14 protein-coding genes, 1 tRNA gene and 1 pseudogene are annotated in these 16,852 nt (G+C 69.0%); 9 read left to right on the top strand and 7 right to left on the bottom strand.

All coding sequences use genetic code 11. From position 1 onward, the window contains the following. Positions 1-158 precede the first annotated feature (158 nt). The 6 genes from O2L52_RS24965 to O2L52_RS24990 all read left to right on the top strand — a co-directional run bounded on the left by O2L52_RS24965 (position 159) and on the right by O2L52_RS24990 (position 6,752). Positions 159-992 (top strand): serine protease, encoded by an 834-nt coding sequence (locus tag O2L52_RS24965; RefSeq protein WP_270118972.1) that lies wholly within the window; start codon positions 159-161, stop codon positions 990-992. A 315-nt stretch (positions 993-1,307) separates the two neighbouring features. Then, a tRNA-Gly gene (locus O2L52_RS24970) sits at positions 1,308-1,378 on the top strand. Between the two features lie 257 nt (positions 1,379-1,635). Continuing rightward, positions 1,636-2,916 carry an extracellular solute-binding protein gene (locus O2L52_RS24975; RefSeq protein ID WP_270118974.1) on the top strand — a complete coding sequence of 427 codons (1,281 nt, stop codon included), beginning with the start codon at positions 1,636-1,638 and terminating at the stop codon, positions 2,914-2,916. Then, positions 2,913-3,842, top strand: coding sequence for a carbohydrate ABC transporter permease (locus O2L52_RS24980; RefSeq protein WP_270118976.1), 930 nt, complete (start codon positions 2,913-2,915; stop codon positions 3,840-3,842). Before O2L52_RS24975 ends, O2L52_RS24980 begins: the two co-directional genes overlap by 4 nt. After that, positions 3,839-4,681 carry a carbohydrate ABC transporter permease gene (locus O2L52_RS24985; protein WP_270118978.1) on the top strand — a complete coding sequence of 281 codons (843 nt, stop codon included), beginning with the start codon at positions 3,839-3,841 and terminating at the stop codon, positions 4,679-4,681. The genes O2L52_RS24980 and O2L52_RS24985 overlap by 4 nt, the downstream gene beginning before the upstream one ends. A gap of 190 nt (positions 4,682-4,871) precedes the next feature. Continuing rightward, positions 4,872-6,752, top strand: coding sequence for a beta-propeller domain-containing protein (locus tag O2L52_RS24990; RefSeq protein WP_270118980.1), 1,881 nt, complete (start codon positions 4,872-4,874; stop codon positions 6,750-6,752). Between the two features lie 231 nt (positions 6,753-6,983). Here the strand turns inward: O2L52_RS24990 and O2L52_RS24995 are convergent, their stop codons facing one another. After that, on the bottom strand, positions 6,984-7,562 hold the full coding sequence (locus O2L52_RS24995; RefSeq protein ID WP_270118982.1) for an ArsR/SmtB family transcription factor: 579 nt from the start codon (positions 7,560-7,562) through the stop codon (positions 6,984-6,986). A gap of 67 nt (positions 7,563-7,629) precedes the next feature. On the opposite strand from O2L52_RS24995, the gene O2L52_RS25000 reads away from it, so the two are divergent. Together O2L52_RS25000 and O2L52_RS25005 are read left to right on the top strand one after the other, a co-directional pair. Next, entirely contained in the window at positions 7,630-8,199 is a 570-nt protein-coding gene (locus tag O2L52_RS25000; protein ID WP_270118984.1) for a dienelactone hydrolase family protein, read from the top strand. Positions 8,200-8,465: 266 nt separating this feature from the next. Then, entirely contained in the window at positions 8,466-9,446 is a 981-nt protein-coding gene (locus tag O2L52_RS25005) for an aminoglycoside phosphotransferase family protein (protein ID WP_270118985.1), read from the top strand. Here the strand turns inward: O2L52_RS25005 and O2L52_RS25010 are convergent. The 4 genes from O2L52_RS25010 to O2L52_RS25025 form a co-directional block, all read right to left on the bottom strand. Further along, positions 9,433-9,825, bottom strand: coding sequence for a hypothetical protein (locus tag O2L52_RS25010; protein ID WP_270118986.1), 393 nt, complete (start codon positions 9,823-9,825; stop codon positions 9,433-9,435). The two genes, O2L52_RS25005 and O2L52_RS25010, sit on opposite strands and share 14 nt — an antisense overlap. A 284-nt stretch (positions 9,826-10,109) precedes the next feature. Continuing rightward, positions 10,110-11,819: an ABC transporter substrate-binding protein gene (locus O2L52_RS25015; protein WP_270118987.1), complete on the bottom strand. Its 1,710-nt coding sequence runs from the start codon at positions 11,817-11,819 to the stop codon at positions 10,110-10,112. A 515-nt stretch (positions 11,820-12,334) separates the two neighbouring features. Continuing rightward, positions 12,335-13,171: an ABC transporter permease gene (locus O2L52_RS25020; RefSeq protein WP_270118988.1), complete on the bottom strand. Its 837-nt coding sequence runs from the start codon at positions 13,169-13,171 to the stop codon at positions 12,335-12,337. Beyond that, positions 13,168-14,112, bottom strand: coding sequence for an ATP-binding cassette domain-containing protein (locus tag O2L52_RS25025; protein ID WP_270118989.1), 945 nt, complete (start codon positions 14,110-14,112; stop codon positions 13,168-13,170). The genes O2L52_RS25020 and O2L52_RS25025 overlap by 4 nt, the downstream gene beginning before the upstream one ends. 86 nt (positions 14,113-14,198) lie before the next feature. On the opposite strand from O2L52_RS25025, the gene O2L52_RS25030 reads away from it, so the two are divergent. After that, on the top strand, positions 14,199-14,963 hold the full coding sequence (locus O2L52_RS25030; protein WP_270118990.1) for a TetR/AcrR family transcriptional regulator: 765 nt from the start codon (positions 14,199-14,201) through the stop codon (positions 14,961-14,963). A 28-nt stretch (positions 14,964-14,991) separates the two neighbouring features. Here the strand turns inward: O2L52_RS25030 and O2L52_RS25035 are convergent. Then, a pseudogene (locus O2L52_RS25035) lies at positions 14,992-15,642 on the bottom strand (response regulator transcription factor); the annotation flags it as partial. 52 nt (positions 15,643-15,694) lie between these two features. Then, positions 15,695-16,552 (bottom strand): CPBP family intramembrane glutamic endopeptidase, encoded by an 858-nt coding sequence (locus O2L52_RS25040; RefSeq protein WP_270118992.1) that lies wholly within the window; start codon positions 16,550-16,552, stop codon positions 15,695-15,697. Between the last annotated feature and the right edge of the window lie 300 nt (positions 16,553-16,852).

Raw genomic sequence — 16,852 nt, forward strand, 5'->3', positions numbered from 1 at the left:
GCCTGTCCGGCCGTTTCCGTTGCCATGAGCGACTATTACGACTATTCACTGAAATAACTTCTTTAAGCCGCATGCAACCGTGAATCTCTCTCATTACGTCTTTCGGTCTAGGACGGCCAAACGGCCCAACCCTCACATCCACCCCGAAAGGATTCACAGTGGACAGAAAGAGGAAGCATCTGATCCGTCTCGGCGCGGGCGTCGCCGCAGGTCTCGGCGCCGCCGCCATCGCGTGGACCGGCTTCGCCGCGAACGCGGAGCCCGCCGCCCCCAGCGGCGACTTCGAAGCCCAGATCATCGGCGGCGGCGACGTCGCCGAGGGCCAGTACCCCTGGCTGGTCGGGCTCGGCGCCCCCGGCGAGGGCACCGCCTACGAGCGCCAGTTCTGCGGCGGCACCGTGATCGCCGCGGACGTGGTCCTCACCGCCGCGCACTGCGTCGAGGAGTCCGCCGCCGCGGACCTCGTCGTCTTCTCCGGCGCGATCGACCTCGAGTCCGCCGACGTCGTGGAGACCGCGGTCGCGGACCTCCACGTCGCGGAGGACTACAACGATCCGATCGCGATGTCGAACGACTGGGCGCTGCTCAAGCTCGCCGAGCCGGTCGACGTCGAGCCGATCGCGCTCGGCACCGAGGCCGGGGAGTTCGACGTCCTCGAGACCGCGGGCTGGGGCGACACCGGCGAGGGCTTCCCGACCACCGCGCAGTGGGTGGAGGTGCCGTTCGTGAGCGACGCCGACTGCGAGGCGGCCTACCCGGACGAGGTCGACGCGCCCTCGATGCTGTGCGCCGGCGACCTCGAGAACGGCGGCGTCGACTCGTGCCAGGGCGACTCGGGCGGCCCGATCATGAGCCCGGCCGGTGAGGACCAGGTCCTGGTCGGCATCGTCAGCTGGGGCTACGGCTGCGCCGAGGCGGGCAACCCGGGCGTGTACGGCGAGGTCGCCGACTTCGACGAGGCCATCGCCGAGGTCCTGGCGGGCTGGGAGTAGCACCCGCGCAATTCCTTAGGGCCGCATGGCAGGCGGCCTGATGACGCAACAGGAGGGCCGGTCGGTCCGCGCAAGTCGCGGCCGTCCGGCCCTCCGCTGCGCCGCCCCGACGCAGTGAGTCGCGGCCGTCAGTCGCTTCACTCCACCACCGCCTCGAATGCGCGACGCGCACCGCCGCGGCCGCTTCGGCCCGCCCCGCTGCGCCGCCCCCGACCCGCCGCCGCGAGTCCGCGACACCCGGGCCGCCGCCGCGGGGCGTTTCGGCCCTCCCTCCGCGGCCTTGTATACTTCGATCGGCTCTGTTCGCCAGAGTTCGCGGGTGTAGTTCATTGGTAGAATGCGACCTTCCCAAGGTTGAGAGGCGAGTTCGATTCTCGTCACCCGCTCAGATTTCGACGGCCGTCCCGGTTCACCGGGGCGGCCGTTCGGCGTTTCGCCCGCCTCCGCTCGGCATTTCGCCTTCCTTCCCGACAAACCCCGCCATTGACCTGCGTCGATGCCGTCTGATGCAGCACGGCGCACGGTAACAGAGACCCTCTTCACATTCTGAATGCTCACGGGTAGTATGACCGCATCGATAATTTCCGATACTTTCTCCGAAAGTTTCGGGCACCCTTCAGTTCCATCGAGAGGACGAGCAACGATGCGAAATCCCCTACTCAGGCCGCGAGCGCTGGTGGCGGCCGGTACGGCCGCCCTGCTCGCGCTGAGTGCCGCCGCGTGCGGCGACAGCGGCGAGAGCGACGCCGATCTCACCTGGTGGCACATCCAGAACCAGGACCCGCTCATGTCGACCTGGCAGGAGTTCGCCGACGACTTCGAGGCCGCGAACGACCTCACCATCGACGTCCAGCCCATCGAGAACCAGGCGTTCAAGGACCGTATGGGCACGGCCGCGCAGTCCGGCGACGTGCCGGACATCTTCCACACCTGGGGCGGCGGCGTCCTCGCCGAGCAGGTCGAGGCCGGCCTCGTGCAGGACCTCACCGGCAAGCTCGACTGCATCGACCAGATCAACCCGATCGCCTTGGAGCCCTACACGATCGACGGCAAGCTCTACGGCATGCCGTTCGACGCCGGGGTCGTCGGATTCTGGTACAACATGGACCTCTTCGCCGAGGCCGGGATCACCCAGCCGCCGGCCACGTGGACCGAGTTCCTGGCCGCCGTCGAAGCCCTGAAGGCCGCCGACATCACGCCGATCGCCCTCGCCGGCGCCGACAAGTGGCCCGGCCACTACTACTGGACCTACCTGGCGATGCGCACCGTCGGCCTCGACGGCCTCGCCGCCGCGGCCGAGGCCGGGGACTTCTCCGGCGACGGCTTCGTCCAGGCCGGCCAGATGGTCGCCGACCTCGCCGCGCTCGAGCCCTTCCAGCCCGGCTTCGAATCCGCCGTCTACGGCGAAGCCGACGGCCAGTCCGCGATCATGGGCGAAGGCCTCGCCGCGATGGAGCTCATGGGCCAGTGGGCCCCGCAGGCCCAGCGCGACAACTCCGGCACCGAGGGGCCCGAGAACCTCGGGTTCTTCCCCTTCCCCACGGTCGAGGGCGGCACCGGCACCGCCACCGAGTTCCTCGGCGGCGGCAACGGCTACGCGGTCGCCGCTGACGCGCCCGACGAGGCCCTGGACTTCCTCTGCAACTTCATGGAGCCCGAGAACTACTCCCGCGCCATCACCGAGGGCAACCTGACCCCGGTCGCCGCCGACCCCGCGTCGGTCGCCCCGGAGATGAACGAGGACACGCAGAAGGTCGTCGACGCGCTCGCCAGCGCCACCGGCACCCAGCTGTACCTCGACCAGGCGTACCCGCCGGCCATCGGCGGCGTCATCAACGACGCCACTGAGGGACTGCTCCTGGGCCAGCTCACGCCCGAGGACTTCGTGGCGATGGTCAACGAGGCCTGGGCGGCCGAAGGGTGACACTCAAGGAGCCCCTTCGGGACTCCCCGGTAGCGGGGACGCTCTCGACGTTCATCGTGCCCGGCCTGATGCTGTTCCTGCTGTTCGTGATCCTGCCGGTGCTGTTCGCCGCGTACGTCTCGTTCTTCCGCTGGAACGGCCTCGGCGGCGTCCCGACCGAGTTCGTGGGGCTGGAGAACTTCCAGGCCCTGCTCAAGGACGAGGTCTTCCTGGGCGACCTGTGGCGCCTGGGCCTGATCGTGGTGCTGTCCCTGCTGGTGCAGCTCCCGCTCTCGTTCGGCCTGGCGATGCTGCTGCACCAGCGGTTCCCGGGGCGCACGGCGTTCCGGCTGCTGTTCTTCGTGCCGTACGTCCTCACCGAGGCGGTCACGGCCGTGCTGTTCCGGCTGGTGTTCTCGCCGCGCCGCGGGTTCGCCGACTCGCTGCTAGGGAGTCTGGGCATCGACGCCCAGATCGGCTGGCTGTCGGACCGGAACATCATCATGTTCGTGGTCTTCGGCATCCTCACCTGGAAGTTCTTCGGCTTCCACATGATCCTGTTCCTGGCCGGGCGCCAAAACATCCCTGACGAGCTGTACGAGGCCGCGGCCATCGACGGCGCGACCAGGGGTCAGGCGTTCCGGAACATCACGCTGCCGCTCATGGGCCCGACCGCGCGGATGATCGTGTTCCTCTCCGTCATCGGCGCCGTGCAGCTGTTCGACCTGGTGTACGTGCTCACGGGCGGCGGACCGTTCCACGCCTCCGAGACGCTGGCGATCACCATGTACGAGCAAGGCTTCCAGCGCAACCAGATCGGGTACGCGTCGGCGCTGTCGATCGCGATGTTCCTGATCAGCCTGGTGTTCGCGCTGCTGTACCAGCGGTATGTCCTCAACCGCGACCTCCAGGGGTCGATCACCGCCTCCGGGGGGACCCGCTCATGACGCTCACCATGCGCAACGCGCGAATCCTGCGCCACACCGGTTTCTACATCGCCGCGTTCCTGACGACGGCGTTCGTGGCGACGCCGATCCTGTTCGCGCTGCTCGGCGGTTTCAAGGACAACCAGCAGCTGCGCGAGAACGCGCTCGGCCTGCCGGCGCCGTGGAACACCGCGAACTACACGGACGTGCTCGCCTCGGGCACGTTCTGGCAGCAGCTGTTCAGCTCGGTGTTCATCGCGCTCGTGACGACGTTCATCGTGGTGATCTGCTCGGCGATGATCGCGTTCGCGTTCGCGCGCTTCGCGTTCCGCGGCCGGGAGGGGCTGTTCACGCTGTTCGCGGCCGGGATGATGTTCCCGTTCGCGGTGGCGGTGCTGCCGCTGTTCATCATCCTGCGGACGTTCGAGCTGCTGAACAGCCCGTTCGGGGTGATCCTGCCGCAGGCGGCGTTCGGCCTGCCGCTGACGATCATCATCCTGCGCACGTTCTTCCGGCAGATTCCCGCCGAGGTCGAGGAGGCGGCGACGATCGACGGGGCGGGTCCGTGGCTGTTCTTCACCCGGATCCTGCTGCCGATGTCGCGGCCGGTGCTGGCGACGGTGTCGGTGCTCGCGCTCGTCGGCTCGTGGAACTCGTTCCTGCTGCCGCTGGTGGTGCTGCAGAAGTCGACCTGGTGGACGCTGCCGCTGGGTGTCACGCAGTTCAGCGGGCAGTTCGCTTCGGACACCGCGAAGGTGCTGGCGTTCGTCATGCTCGCGATGCTGCCGGCGCTGGTGTTCTACGCCTTCGCGGAGCGGCATCTCATCAGCGGTCTGACCGCAGGCGGCACCAAGGGGTGACCGGACCGGTTCCAGACGGGCCCCGGGTGTTTGAGGCACCTGGGGCCCGTCGTCGTTTCCGGTGGGCCCGGGGTGTTCGGGACACCGGCGGGCCGGTCGTCGTCTCCGGCGGAGCCGAGTGTTCGAGGCATCTGCGACTCGTCGTCGCTTCCGGTGGGAACCGTTTCGCGGGGCGCGGCGTCCGAAGAGCATGAAGCCCAGACTCCTCATCGCATGCGCTTCGGCGGCGGTCGTCGCCGCCGCGGGCGCGTGCACCTCGCAGTCCCCTGACAACGAAGTGGCGCCCGTCCCCTGGGTTCCCGTCTCCGCCCAGCTCGCCGCGTTCGACTCGTGCGACGACGCGCTCGAGGGCATCCAGGACGCGGCGATCACCGCGTTCGAGAACTTCGACTTCAACGAGTCCATCCCCCTCGAAGAGGAGTTCGCCGCGGGCGACTCCGCGGCGGGCACGACCGCCGAGTCGCCCACCCAGCGAGCAGGGGACGACTCGCACTCCGGCACGAACAATGCCGTTGCGGGCGTTGATGAACCGGACATCGTGAAGACCGACGGCACCTTCATCTACACCGTCGCCGACTACGACGCCGTGCGCGTGACCGACACCCGCTCGGGCGAGGTCGTGGCCGAGCGCCCGACCGAGAGCGAGGCCTGGGGCCACCAGCTGTTCCTCGGCGACGACGAACTGCTCCTGATGTCCGCGTTGAGCACTGAGGACGACGGCGTGTACCTGAGCGAGTTCCGGCTGGAGCGCCTGGACCCGACCTCGCTGGACGTGCTCGACTCCTTCACGATGGAGGGCTCCATGGTGGACGCCCGCCTCGTGGACGGCGAAGTGCGCCTGGCGATCGGCACCGAGCCGCAGATCCAGCCCGTGTGGGACCAGCTCTACAGCGGCGACGCCTCGGACGAGGACCTCGCCGAGGCCGTGCGCGACACCGAACTCGCGGACTGGCTGCCGTCCTATGAGGTCAACGGCTCGGCGCAAGAGGTCGACTGCGCGGAGATCGCGCACCCCGAGCGGTTCACCGGTTCCTCGGTGAGCGTGCTCGCGCTGCCCGCCGACGGCGCCTGGACCGAGGCCGCGCCGCACACCGTGATGGTCGACGGCTCGATGGTGCACGGCACCAGCGAGAGTCTCTACCTGGCCCACTACGACTACGCGTGGGGCGAGGAGGAGACAAAGGCCGAGAGCGAGATCTACCGGTTCACGTTCGCGGACGGCCAGGCCCGCCTGGTCGGCGAGGCGGCCGTGCCGGGAACGCTGCTCAACCAGTACTCGCTGAGCGAGTACGACGGCCACCTGCGGGTGGCGACGACCGAGATGCCCGCCGGCGGCGGCTGCGGCCCGTGGATGGACTGCATCTGGGGCGGCGAGACCGAGGAGTCGGGCGAGCCGTCGAAGTCGACGGTGACGGTCTTCGCGGTCGGCGACGACTCGTTGGAGGAGACCGGTTCGGTGACCGATCTCGGTGTGGACGAGCAGATCTACGCGGTCCGCTTCCTCGGCGACACCGGCTACGTGGTGACCTTCCGCCAGACCGACCCGCTGTACACAGTGGATCTCTCGGACCCGGCGAACCCGGTCGTGACGGGCGAACTCAAGATCACCGGCTACTCCGGGTACCTCCACCCGGTCGGCCCGGACCGGCTGCTCGGCGTCGGCCAGGAGGCCACCGCCGAAGGCCAGACCACGGGCCTTCAGGTGAGCCTGTTCGACACGGCCGCAGACGAAGCGGCGGTCCTCGACCAGTACTACCGCGAGGGCTCCGACTCGACGGTGCTGTACGACCCCCATGCGTTCCTGTACTGGGACGAGGCCTCGATCGCGGTGATTCCGGTGCAGGACTGGGACATGGAGTACCAGTCCGGAGTGGTGGTGCTCGGGATCGGCGCGGACTCGCTCACCGAGGAGACCTGGATCGACCACAGCGCCGCCGACGTCGACCCGTACAACACGCAGATCATGCGCACCATCGTGATCGGCTCACAGCTATGGACGCTCTCCAACGCCGGCCTCCAGTCCAACCGCCTGGGCGGCGACTACGAGTACACCGCCTGGATCGGCTGGTAGCACGACTTTCCTCCGGAGCCGGGAGGAAAACGGGCCCGCACCGCTCATTCGGGTAGCGGTGCGGGCCCACTCAGCGCTGGTCCACCCTGTCGAGCCGCGTTCCACGCGGGGCGGCGACCGCAGGCCGAGGAAACTTCGATCCCGACGCCACCCACCTGATACTTTCCGATTTGCGCTTTGCGAGGCCGGCTCCGGGCACTGACCGAACGCACGCGCCGAGGTGCTGAGCACCTATGTCTCCTGCGGGCGCTCGGCGGGCGGCAGGGTCGGGTGGGCGGTGGGGTAGATCCCGATCGCGAACCCGTAAGTGGTCTCGCCGGACCTCGGCAGGCGGTCGAACTCCTCGACCAGTTTGGCCATGCGGCCCCAGAACGCCGAGGCCGCCTCTTCCGGGATGCGCGCGTGCCGGATGAAGCCCCAGAGTTTTCCCTCTTCGAACGCCGGCGCGGACTCGCTTGCGGCCACTTCGAAGTCGTTGAAGTCCCCCGGCATCGCCGCGCCGTCACTCGTCCGCTCGGCGGACACGAAGAACATGCGCGCAGTGCGCCCGTAGAAACGCTCCTCGATCGCCCGCACCTTCCGGGTGCGCACTACCTGGAGGAGGCCGTTGCGGGCCAGCACGTCCACGTGGTGGGCGACCGTGCTCTTAGGACGTTCGACGGCGGCCGCGAGTTCGGTGACCGTGGCGGCCCGCTCGTGAAGGAGCTGCAGGATCGTGGTGCGGAGCGGGTGGCCGATGGCCTTCACCTGCGCCGGCTCGGTCAAGGCCATCCGATCGGCGAGCTCGTAGCCAGGGGGCTTGTCCGTCATGACAGAACAGACTAGCATCGCGGAATGATCCGGAATACTGGATCATTCGACGGAGGAGGGCGCCGACATGGCTGAAGTGCTGCTGTACCACCACATCCAAGGCTTGACGGAAGGCGTGCGGGCCTTCGCCGAAGACCTGCGGCAGTCCGGGCACACCGTGCACACGCCCGACCTGTTCGACGGCCGCACGTTCGGCAGCATCGAAGAGGGGTTCGCATTCGCCCGCGACACGGGGTTCGACGCGATCCGCAAGCGCGGCGCCGCCGCAGTGGACGAGCTCGGCCCCGAACTCGTCTACGTCGGGTTGTCCTTCGGAGTGACGATCGCCCAGCGGCTCGCGCAGACACGGCCCGGCGCCCGCGGGGCGCTGCTCATCTACTCCTGCATACCGGTCGCGGAGTTCGGGGAGGTCTGGCCGGCAGGTGTGCCGGTCCAGATCCACGGCAAGGAGGGCGACGAGTTCTTCGACGAGGACCTGCCCGCCGCACGCGAACTCGCCGCCGCCACGAGCGACGCCGAGCTGTTCGTCTACCCCGGCGACCAGCACCTCTTCGCCGACTCGTCACTCGATGCGTATGACCCGGAAGCGGCCGCGCTGCTCATGGAACGAGTAACGGCGTTCCTCGCCTCGATCTGACCGAGATTCGGCAGACTCGCAGCGACGCCGGGCCGATCGCGCTCGATCCCCAGGCCCGGCGGATTTCCGATAGCCTCGATGCCGCCCCCACTCCGTCCAGAACCGGAGCTGATGCGTGCCCTCGAATCCGCGATCAGGCCGGCGCGCTCGGCACGGTCGGGAGCGCGGCGCGCTCCAGCGGAGCCGCGAGCCCGGCGACCACTCGGATCTCAACCAGGGCTTGCGACCGGCGCTTGCATAACGGAGACGCCTGCTATACCTAGGGCATGACAGCTGCCGAAACGCCTGTGATCGCCGGGACGGCCGGATTGATGCTCGGCAAGACGGCGGCGGCTTGGCGTGCACCCGAGTTCGGGCTGTCGGATGCGGACCGGCTCGTCGTCACGTTCAGCGATGGCAGCGCCGCGTTCGTCAAAGGGGCGACCACCGAAGACACCGCGGGCTGGCTGCGCAACGAGCACCGAATCCTCGATCACCTGCGCGGCACCGGCCTCTCACCCGAGGTTCTCGGCTGGCGGGACGACGGCGCCGGACGGCCGCTGCTGGTGACGGAGGACCTGTCCACCGCGTACTGGCCTGCGGCCGGTGCCGAGAACCCGAACGGCGGCACCTCGACGGTGTGGCGCCCCGGCGACATCGACGTTCTCACCCGCACGCTCGACCGTTTGCGCCGAACGCCGCTCCCTGCCGGACTGCCGCGGACTGCCAGCTGGCCGGGACCGCAGTGGCCGCGCATCATCGAACTGGCCGACCGGCTCGTCGATGCCGGTGTCGTCGACCGCGACTGGCTCGAGGCGCATGCCGCGACACTGATCGCGGTCGATGCGGAGGCGGACACCGCTCTCAAGCTCGGTGCCCACCTGGTGCACGGCGACGTCCGCAGTGACAACGTGTGCATCGTCGGCGACCCCGACGAGCGCGAAGCTCGCCTCGTCGACTGGTCGCACGCCGGCGCCGGCCACGAATTGCACGACCTCGTGCAGCTGCTCCCCACGCTGCACCTGGAAGGTGGTCCGCCGCCGTGGCAGGTGTGCACCGAACCCGCACCCCTCATCGCGAGGCTCGCAGGTCCGTCGCTGCAGCGCGCCTGTGTGAGCGACCAGCCGGACTGGCTCCGCCGCGTGTTCATCACCCTCGCATCGATCAACCTGAAGTGGCTGGCAGCGGCCCTCGAGCTGCCGCAGCCCGTGCCGATCAGGACGTGCCCGATTGAGCCGGACGCCAATCCGTCGCCTACATCCGCTTGAAGTCCCGTTCCACCATGCGGCCGACCGCGTCCTGTCGCCGCTGCCTGCGGCTGCTGATCAACTTCGGAAGCTGGTAGACCTCGAAGCCGGCGCCCGCGGCGAGCGCCAAGGCGACGACCACCGGGACAGTGCTCCACCCTGTCGGGTAGACCTCCCAGGTCCCCAGTTCGGAGCACGCTCGCGTGACCGTCTCGCCGTCAGTGCCGGTCGCCTCGCAGAGGTCGGTGGTGCTGACGATCTCCCCCTGGTAGACAAGCTTGCGCTCCTCGCCGGGCATCGCCCCGAGGAACAGGAGCACGGCGACCGCGAGGGTCACCGCGGCCACGAAGCCGTGGAGGACCGGCGAGTTCCGCGCGACCACGAGCCCGGGCTCGTCCACGCTTCCGTGCGTTCGTTGCCGTTCCAGCGCATGCGGACCCATGAAGACTTGCGGTGAGTCGTCCTGTACTCCGTCGTTGTCGAAGTCATGCATCGCGGCGTCCTTGAGGGGAGGGGGAGTCTTATCAGGACTATTGATTGATGCTAACGCGCAGCTCGACGCAGTGGTGTCCCCGAATTCCATGCGGCTTTTCGGCCGCGGGTCGGGCGAACCCGACCCGCGGCCGCGGTGTCCGCATCCGCATCCGCATCCGCATCCGCATCCGCATCCGCATCGACGGGTTGCTAATCGACCCTCCGGATCTCGGTGAGCAGGCGGACCCCTCCGAGGCCCCACATCTCGTTCCAGAAGCTCGCGTAGACCCCGGCATCGCCCTCGTTGCCCGTCGGCCAACCCGTCCAGACCTCGTTGCACGCCTGCGACCAGGCGCCGTTGTACCAGATCGGAATCGCAGGCAGGTCGCGCATCGCGATCGCCTGCAGCTCCGCGATGACCTCCGGGTAGTGCGGGTCGTCCGTGGCGAGCGTCGCGAGCTCCTGCGTGAGCTCCCAAGCGGTCTCGTCCTCCCAGCGAGAGAAGTTCGAGAGGGACTGGATGTCGCGGACCGGCAGCTCGAACAGGTGCCGGAAGTGGCTCCAGGGCGAGTTGGTGAGCCCGCTGCGGTTGTTGATCTGGAGGTCGAAGTCGCCGCTTTCGCGGGTGGCGTCGACCTCGGCGGCGTCGATGAAGACGGCCTGAACCCTGATGCCCACGTCGCTGAGATCGCGAGCAAGCGAGACGGCCGCGTCCTCCCAGTCGGTCCAACCGGCCGGGACGACCAGCTGCAGCTCGATCTTCTCGCCGTCGAGGGTCTCGACGAACCCGTCGCCGTCCTCGTCCTTGTACCCGGCCGCGGCCAGCATCTCGACCGCGCTGGAGGGCTCGAACACGAAGCCGTGCTCACTCACCGCATCCGAATCGTAGTAGCGCTCCCAGATCGGGAGGAGTCCCGTGGGATGGGCTTCGCTCACCATGCCGCCGTAGACGGCGTCCACGATCTCGCCCGGGCTGATCGCGTAGGCCATGGCCCGGCGGAACTTCGGGTCGTCGAGCGGTTGGCGCGTGGTGTTCGGGATGAGCATGGCGGTGTTGACCGGCGCCATGAACGGCGGCTTGTCGTAGTAGGTGGTGAGCTCGGGATCGCCCTGGAGAAAGTCCGCGATGCCCGCCATGAAGTTGTTGGCGAGGTCGAGGCGGCCTTCGATGAGCATGTTGAGGATGTCCTCGTTACCGAGCGTCACAAGATCCACAATGTACTGCGGCTTGACTTCGAGGCCGAGCGCCTCGGTGGCCCACCAGCTCTCGCGCTTGACCCAGACGATCCGCGTCTCGTCGAAGCTGTGCACCCCGTACGGGCCGGTGACCACCGGGTTCGGGTCGAGCGGGCCGGTGAGCAGCTCCTCGGCGGTGTACGCCTCGAAGACGTGCTTGGGGACGATCACGTGGGTGTACAGGAAGTTGTCCCACTCCTGCTGGCGCGCATCGGAGAAGCGGAACTTCACGGTGCGCTCGTCGACGACCTGGGCCTCGTCCAGCCAGTCCCAGACGCCGCCGTACGGCACGCCCTCGATCTTGCCGAGATCGAAGGTGAAAACCACGTCGTCGGCCGTGAGGGGCTTGCCGTCGCTCCAGGTGACACCGCCGCGCAGGCGCAGCTCGAACTCGCGCTCGGAGGTCCATTCGCCGGATTCGGCGAGCCAGGGACTGAGCCGCTGCTCGACGGTGTCGAACATGAAGAGGTACTCGTAGCCGAGGCCGTTGAGGCCGGTGACGCCGCCGGCCGAGATCGGGTTGAAGTCGCCGGGCGGACCCCAGGCCGTGCCGGTCGAGTACAGGGTCTTGCTGCGCGGGAACTCGCCGCCGTCGTCCGCCGGGCTCTCATCGTCGGTGCAGCCCGCGGCGGTGGCCAGGGCAGCCGTGGCGAAGAGTGCGGGAAGGTGTCGCCTCTTGGTCATGTTTCTGTGCTGCTTTCGATTCGAGGGATGACGCGCCTCGTCGAAGACTGGAGCGGGGATCGAACACCGGGAGGGGCGGCATTCACGTCCGATCAGCGACGCTGAGGAGGCGCGGTCATATCTAGGCCGGTCCGCGAATGTCGGGTTCCGACCACAGACCGTGAGGAGCCTTCCCACGAGAACGCTCCGGATGCCGGTGCGCGAGGACGCGAGCACGTGCGGGGTCGCCGCGCGGGAAGCGCGGCCTCGCGATCCCTTCAAGCTATCGCAGGTCGCCGGGGTTTACAGAACACCGAAATCCGGCATGACCGGGCAAGGCGCCCATGCAAAAGGCAGAAAACGCGCACAGCGGTGGAATCGCTCCCCCACGTCACGCCACTTCGATATGAAATTGAGACAGGCGACACTCTCGATGTTCGGTGTTACGCGAAAATTACGCCGAAGAGTCCGAATGGGAGCGGGGCCCGCGCCGAGAGCGGCGCGGGCCCCTTCCTGTTTCCCTCAGGTCTGCGGCCCTAGCGGCCGAGGTTCTGGAACTTCCGGACCCCGAGCGGCAGGAAGATCGCGGTGATGATCACCGGCCAGAGGATCGCGGCCGTCAGCGCGTGCTGCTCCGGCCAGGAGGAGCCGACCGCGGCCGGGTTGCCGAAGAGCTCCCGGATCGCGGTGGCCGTGGCGGACACCGGGTTCCAGGCGGCGATGGCGCCCAGCCAGCCCGGCATGAGCTCGGGCGGGGTGAAGACCGAGGAGACCATGCCGAACGGGAACGCGATCGCGAAGAGGTTCCCGGCCTGGTCGACGCTCTTGACCAGGAGCCCGAGCCAGACGCCGACCCAGATGAGGGCGAAGCGCAGCCAGAGCAGGAGCGCGAAGGCGCCCAGGGTCTCCCAGAAGGTGCCCTCCGAGCGCCAGCCGATGACCAGGGCGATCACGAACAGCACGAAGAGGTCGACGGCGGCGTGGATCGTGTCCGCGATGTTGCGCCCGACCACGACCGCGGAGGAGGCCATCGGCATCGAGCGCACCCGGTCGATGAACCCCTTCTGCTTGGCCTCGGCGACCGCCCAGGCGGTGTTGGTGAAGCCGAACGCCATGGTCATGGCGAACATGCCGGGCATGGCGTAGGCGACGTAGTCGACGCCGGCACCCTCGCCCGTGACGTCCATGGCGGAGCCGAAGACGTACACGAACAGCAGCACCATCACGATCGGGAAGCCGAGCTGCCAGGCGAAGTTCACCGGCTGGCGCACCAGGTGGGTGAACTCCTGGCCGACGATCGCGCGATAGTCGTGCAGTGTCCATTTAAGACGCCCGGCGAGGGTCTCGTCGGGGAGCGGGGCGAGTGTGGTCACTGGTCCTCCTTGGCGATGAGTTCGAGGAAGGCCTCGTCGAGGGTGGGGCGGCGCAGGCCGATGTCCGCGACCGTGAGGCGCTTGTCCTGCACCGCGGTCGCGGCGGCGGTGAGGGCCGGGACGGGGTCCTTGACGGGCGCGGACACGGAGGAGGCGCCCTCGTCGAGGACGGTGTCGCCGTCCGCGACCGAGGCGATGATCTCCCGGAGCGCGGGGAGGTCGGCCGGGTCGGCGGCGATGATCTCGAGCCGGTCGGCGCCCATGCGGCGCTTGAGCCCGGCGGGGGTGTCGTCGACGAGGTTGCGGCCGTGGTCGATCACGGCGATGCGGTCGCAGAGGCGGTCGGCCTCGTCGAGGTAGTGGGTGGTGAGCACGACGGTGGTGCCGTCGGCGGCGAGGCCCTCGACGGCGTCCCAGACCTCGCGGCGCCCGGCCGGGTCCAGGCCCGTCGTGGGCTCGTCGAGGAAGAGCACCTGCGGGGCGAGGATCATGCTGGCCGCGAGGTCGAGGCGGCGCTTCATGCCGCCCGAGAAGCCCTTGGCCTGGCGGTTCGCGGCCTCGGTGAGGCCGAACTGGGTGAGGAGCTGGTCGGCGCGCTCGCCGGCACGGGACTTGTTGAGGCGGAAGAGCTTGCCGAAGAGGATGAGGTTCTGACGGGCGGTGAGGACCTCGTCGACGGCGGTCTGCTGGCCGGTGAGGCCGATGCGGCGGCGCACCTGGCGGGCGTCGCGGGAGACGTCGAAGCCGGCGACGGAGGCGCTGCCGGTGTCGAACCGCAGCAGGGTGCTGAGGATGCGGACGGTGGTGGTCTTGCCCGCGCCGTTCGGGCCGAGCAGGCCGAGCACCGTGCCGGCTTCGGCGGTGATGCTGAAGCCGTCGAGCGCGGCGGTGTCCTTGAATCGTTTGCCGAGGTTGGACGCCTCGACAGTGGTGGTGGGCATTGAATGTTCCCCTTCAATCGGGTACGCTGTACCCAGTAATAGCATACAACGTACCCGATTAGCAAGCGCGATATCATGAGGCCCCTATGGCGACACCACAAACGGGGGCGGGCGACCCCCAACGAAGCCTGGAGCTGCTCTGGCGCGAGTTCGGACCGCAGCCCAGCAAGCCCGGGCCGAAGCCGAAGCTCTCCATCGACCGCATCGTCGAGGCCGCCATCGCGGTGGCCGACCGCGAAGGCAGCTGCTTCGGGATGCGCAGCGTCTCAGCGGAGCTCGGCGTGGGCGCCATGACGATCTACCGGTACGTGCCCGGCAAGCGCGAACTCGTCGACCTCATGGTCGACCGGCTCTCGCGGGTCGGCGACGATGCCCCCGAACTCGCGCAGATCCACTGGCGCGAGGCCCTGGAGCTGTTCGCCGAGAGCACGTGGCAGGTCTACGGCGACCACCCCTGGCTCCTGGAGATCAACCAGCGGCGGCCGGTCCTCGGCCCGGACTCGCTGCACGGCTACGACTTCGTGCTCGGCGCCTTCGAAGGCCACGACCTGCCCGACCGCGAGATCAACCTGATCGTGACGGCCCTGATGAACGTCGTGACGGGCACGGCCCGCCAGTACCTGCTCCGCGACAGCGACGACGAAGGCCCCGAGACCGGCGAGGCCGAATGGTGGAGCCACCAGGGCCCGTATCTCGAGCGCGCGATCGCCTCGGGGCGGTACAAGCACCTCCTGCGGTTCTCCGACGAGCAGGCGTGGGACCTCACCGGCCACGACGCGATGCGGTACGGCGTCGACCGCTTCCTCGACGGCCTCGCGCCCCGCATGGAGGCGAGCCGCACAGCGGACTAGCCGCGTCAGGTCCCGGTAAGCGTCGTTCGCCCGGGCGCACGAAGCCCGACTCGTACGCCATGATGACCGCCTCGGTCCGGTTGCGGGCCCCCAGTTTCGTGAGCACGCTGCCCACGTGGGTCTTCACCGTCTCCAGGCCGAGGAACAGGCGCGTCGCGATCGCCTGGTTCGACAGGCCCTCGGCGACCAGCCGCAGCACCTCCGCCTCGCGCGGGGTCAGCGCGACCGGGCCGTGCGCGTTCCCCGGCGGCGGGGCGTGCGCGGCCGCGAGCGCCCGGATCGCCTCGGGGAACAGGAGCGCGCCGCTCGCGACCACCCGGACGGCCAGCGCGATCTGGCCGATGTCCGCGCGCTTGAGCACGAAACCGCCTGCGCCGCTTCGCAATGCCTCGTAGACGTAATCGTCGTTCTCGAAGGTGGTGATGACCAGGACGTGCGGCGGGTCGGGCAGCGACTCGCGCAGGAGCCTGGTCGCGGCGATCCCGTCGAGGTCCGGCATCCGCACGTCCATGAGCACCACATCCGGCCGGAACTGACGCACCAGGGGCAGCACTCGGGCGCCGTCGGAGGCCTCGGCGACGGGCTCGATGCCGGGCTGGGCGGCGAGGAGGGTGCGGAGTCCGGTGCGCACCAAGGGGTCGTCGTCGGCGATGAGGATGGTGATGGGCGGGGTGGTCACCGGTCGATGATGCCACCCCGCCGCAGGGCCCGCCTCCCTCTCGGGAGCGAGATCAGCGCAGGGCCGCGACCGGTTCGCGTTCCAGCGGCGCGGCGTCGGCGGGCCGGTCGGCCGCGAGGCGGCCGGTGAGCAGGAGCCAGGCGGCGACGGCGACCATCGGCACGAGGCCGAGGAGCGCGCCGGTGTTCACGCGGTCTTCGCCGACCGCGATGCCGACGAGCAGGGCGAGCACCATGTTGTTGCCCGCGTGGGCGAGGCTGGCGGTCCATACGGAGCCGCTGCTCATGCGCAGCCAGCTGAGGATGACCTCCTGGAAGAGGAACGAGACGGTCCAGATCGCGAGGCCCAGGGTGATGTTCGCGAACTCGATGTAGCCGAGGAACGCGAGCGGGTAGTGCCAGACGGCCCAGATCAGACCGGTGAGCACAGTGGACATGAGGGGTCGCTCGGGGAAGAGGCGCAGTCGCAGGTAGCTCGTCCAGCCGAACTCCTCGCCCCAGTAGATCGGGGTCAGCACGATGACGACGACCAGGAGGATCGCGATCGACGCCCACGCGGGGAGGCCGGGCAGGAGCTCGAACGCGGCGGGGTCGAAGTCCCACAGGCCGAGTGCGACGGCGACCGCCAGCGCGGCGGCGGCGAACCCGAGCGGGCCGAGCCAGGCGGCCAGGTACAGCCGCCACTGCTCGCGCAGGCGCGGCCGCATCCCGGCGTCGGCGAAGCCCTCGCGGGTGATCCATTTGCGGACGACGAACGCGGCGATCGCGGGGGCGAACGCGATGCCCGCGATCTGGACGAGCGGGTTGACCAGCGACAGGCCGAACAGCAGCACTGCGGCGAACATGCCGGCCCAGGCCAGGCCGAACGATAGGGCGATGAAGGCGATGACGCCCTTGGTTCTCGACTCCACGGGGTGGGTCCTCTCTCGAAACGATGTCCCCCAAAGCTCGTCGCAGGAGTGCGTCCGTGCCTCCCGAGGAGTGGGGAAACCGGGCTCCCCCGGAGGAGGGAGGGGCCGAACGACGCGCCTTCGAGAACTGGCTCCTCCGGAGAGCAACCGGCCGCGCACCGCGCCTCCGCGTTTCGGCCCTCCGGAAGGCACCCCGTATGCCGCACCCCGCGAACCGAATCGGCGCTCGAGCTCCTCGGCGCCGTCCACCGCCTCGGCATCGCCGCCGATGTCCAGGGACGATCGCGGCGGCGACCGCGT

It is taken from the genome of Glycomyces algeriensis, from assembly GCF_027622855.1.
GTDB lineage: Bacteria > Actinomycetota > Actinomycetes > Mycobacteriales > Micromonosporaceae > Glycomyces > Glycomyces algeriensis.

Excerpts from the sequence above, each read along its gene's own strand:
- O2L52_RS25005 (WP_270118985.1), top strand. The coding sequence starts at position 8,466 with ATGACAGCTGCCGAAACGCCTGTGATCGCCGGGACGGCCGGATTGATG.
- O2L52_RS25025 (WP_270118989.1), bottom strand. The coding sequence starts at position 14,112 with ATGCCCACCACCACTGTCGAGGCGTCCAACCTCGGCAAACGATTCAAG.
- O2L52_RS24985 (WP_270118978.1), top strand. The coding sequence starts at position 3,839 with ATGACGCTCACCATGCGCAACGCGCGAATCCTGCGCCACACCGGTTTC.
- O2L52_RS25015 (WP_270118987.1), bottom strand. The coding sequence starts at position 11,819 with ATGACCAAGAGGCGACACCTTCCCGCACTCTTCGCCACGGCTGCCCTG.
- O2L52_RS24995 (WP_270118982.1), bottom strand. The coding sequence starts at position 7,562 with ATGACGGACAAGCCCCCTGGCTACGAGCTCGCCGATCGGATGGCCTTG.
- O2L52_RS24975 (WP_270118974.1), top strand. The coding sequence starts at position 1,636 with ATGCGAAATCCCCTACTCAGGCCGCGAGCGCTGGTGGCGGCCGGTACG.
- O2L52_RS25030 (WP_270118990.1), top strand. The coding sequence starts at position 14,199 with ATGGCGACACCACAAACGGGGGCGGGCGACCCCCAACGAAGCCTGGAG.
- O2L52_RS24990 (WP_270118980.1), top strand. The coding sequence starts at position 4,872 with ATGAAGCCCAGACTCCTCATCGCATGCGCTTCGGCGGCGGTCGTCGCC.
- O2L52_RS25000 (WP_270118984.1), top strand. The coding sequence starts at position 7,630 with ATGGCTGAAGTGCTGCTGTACCACCACATCCAAGGCTTGACGGAAGGC.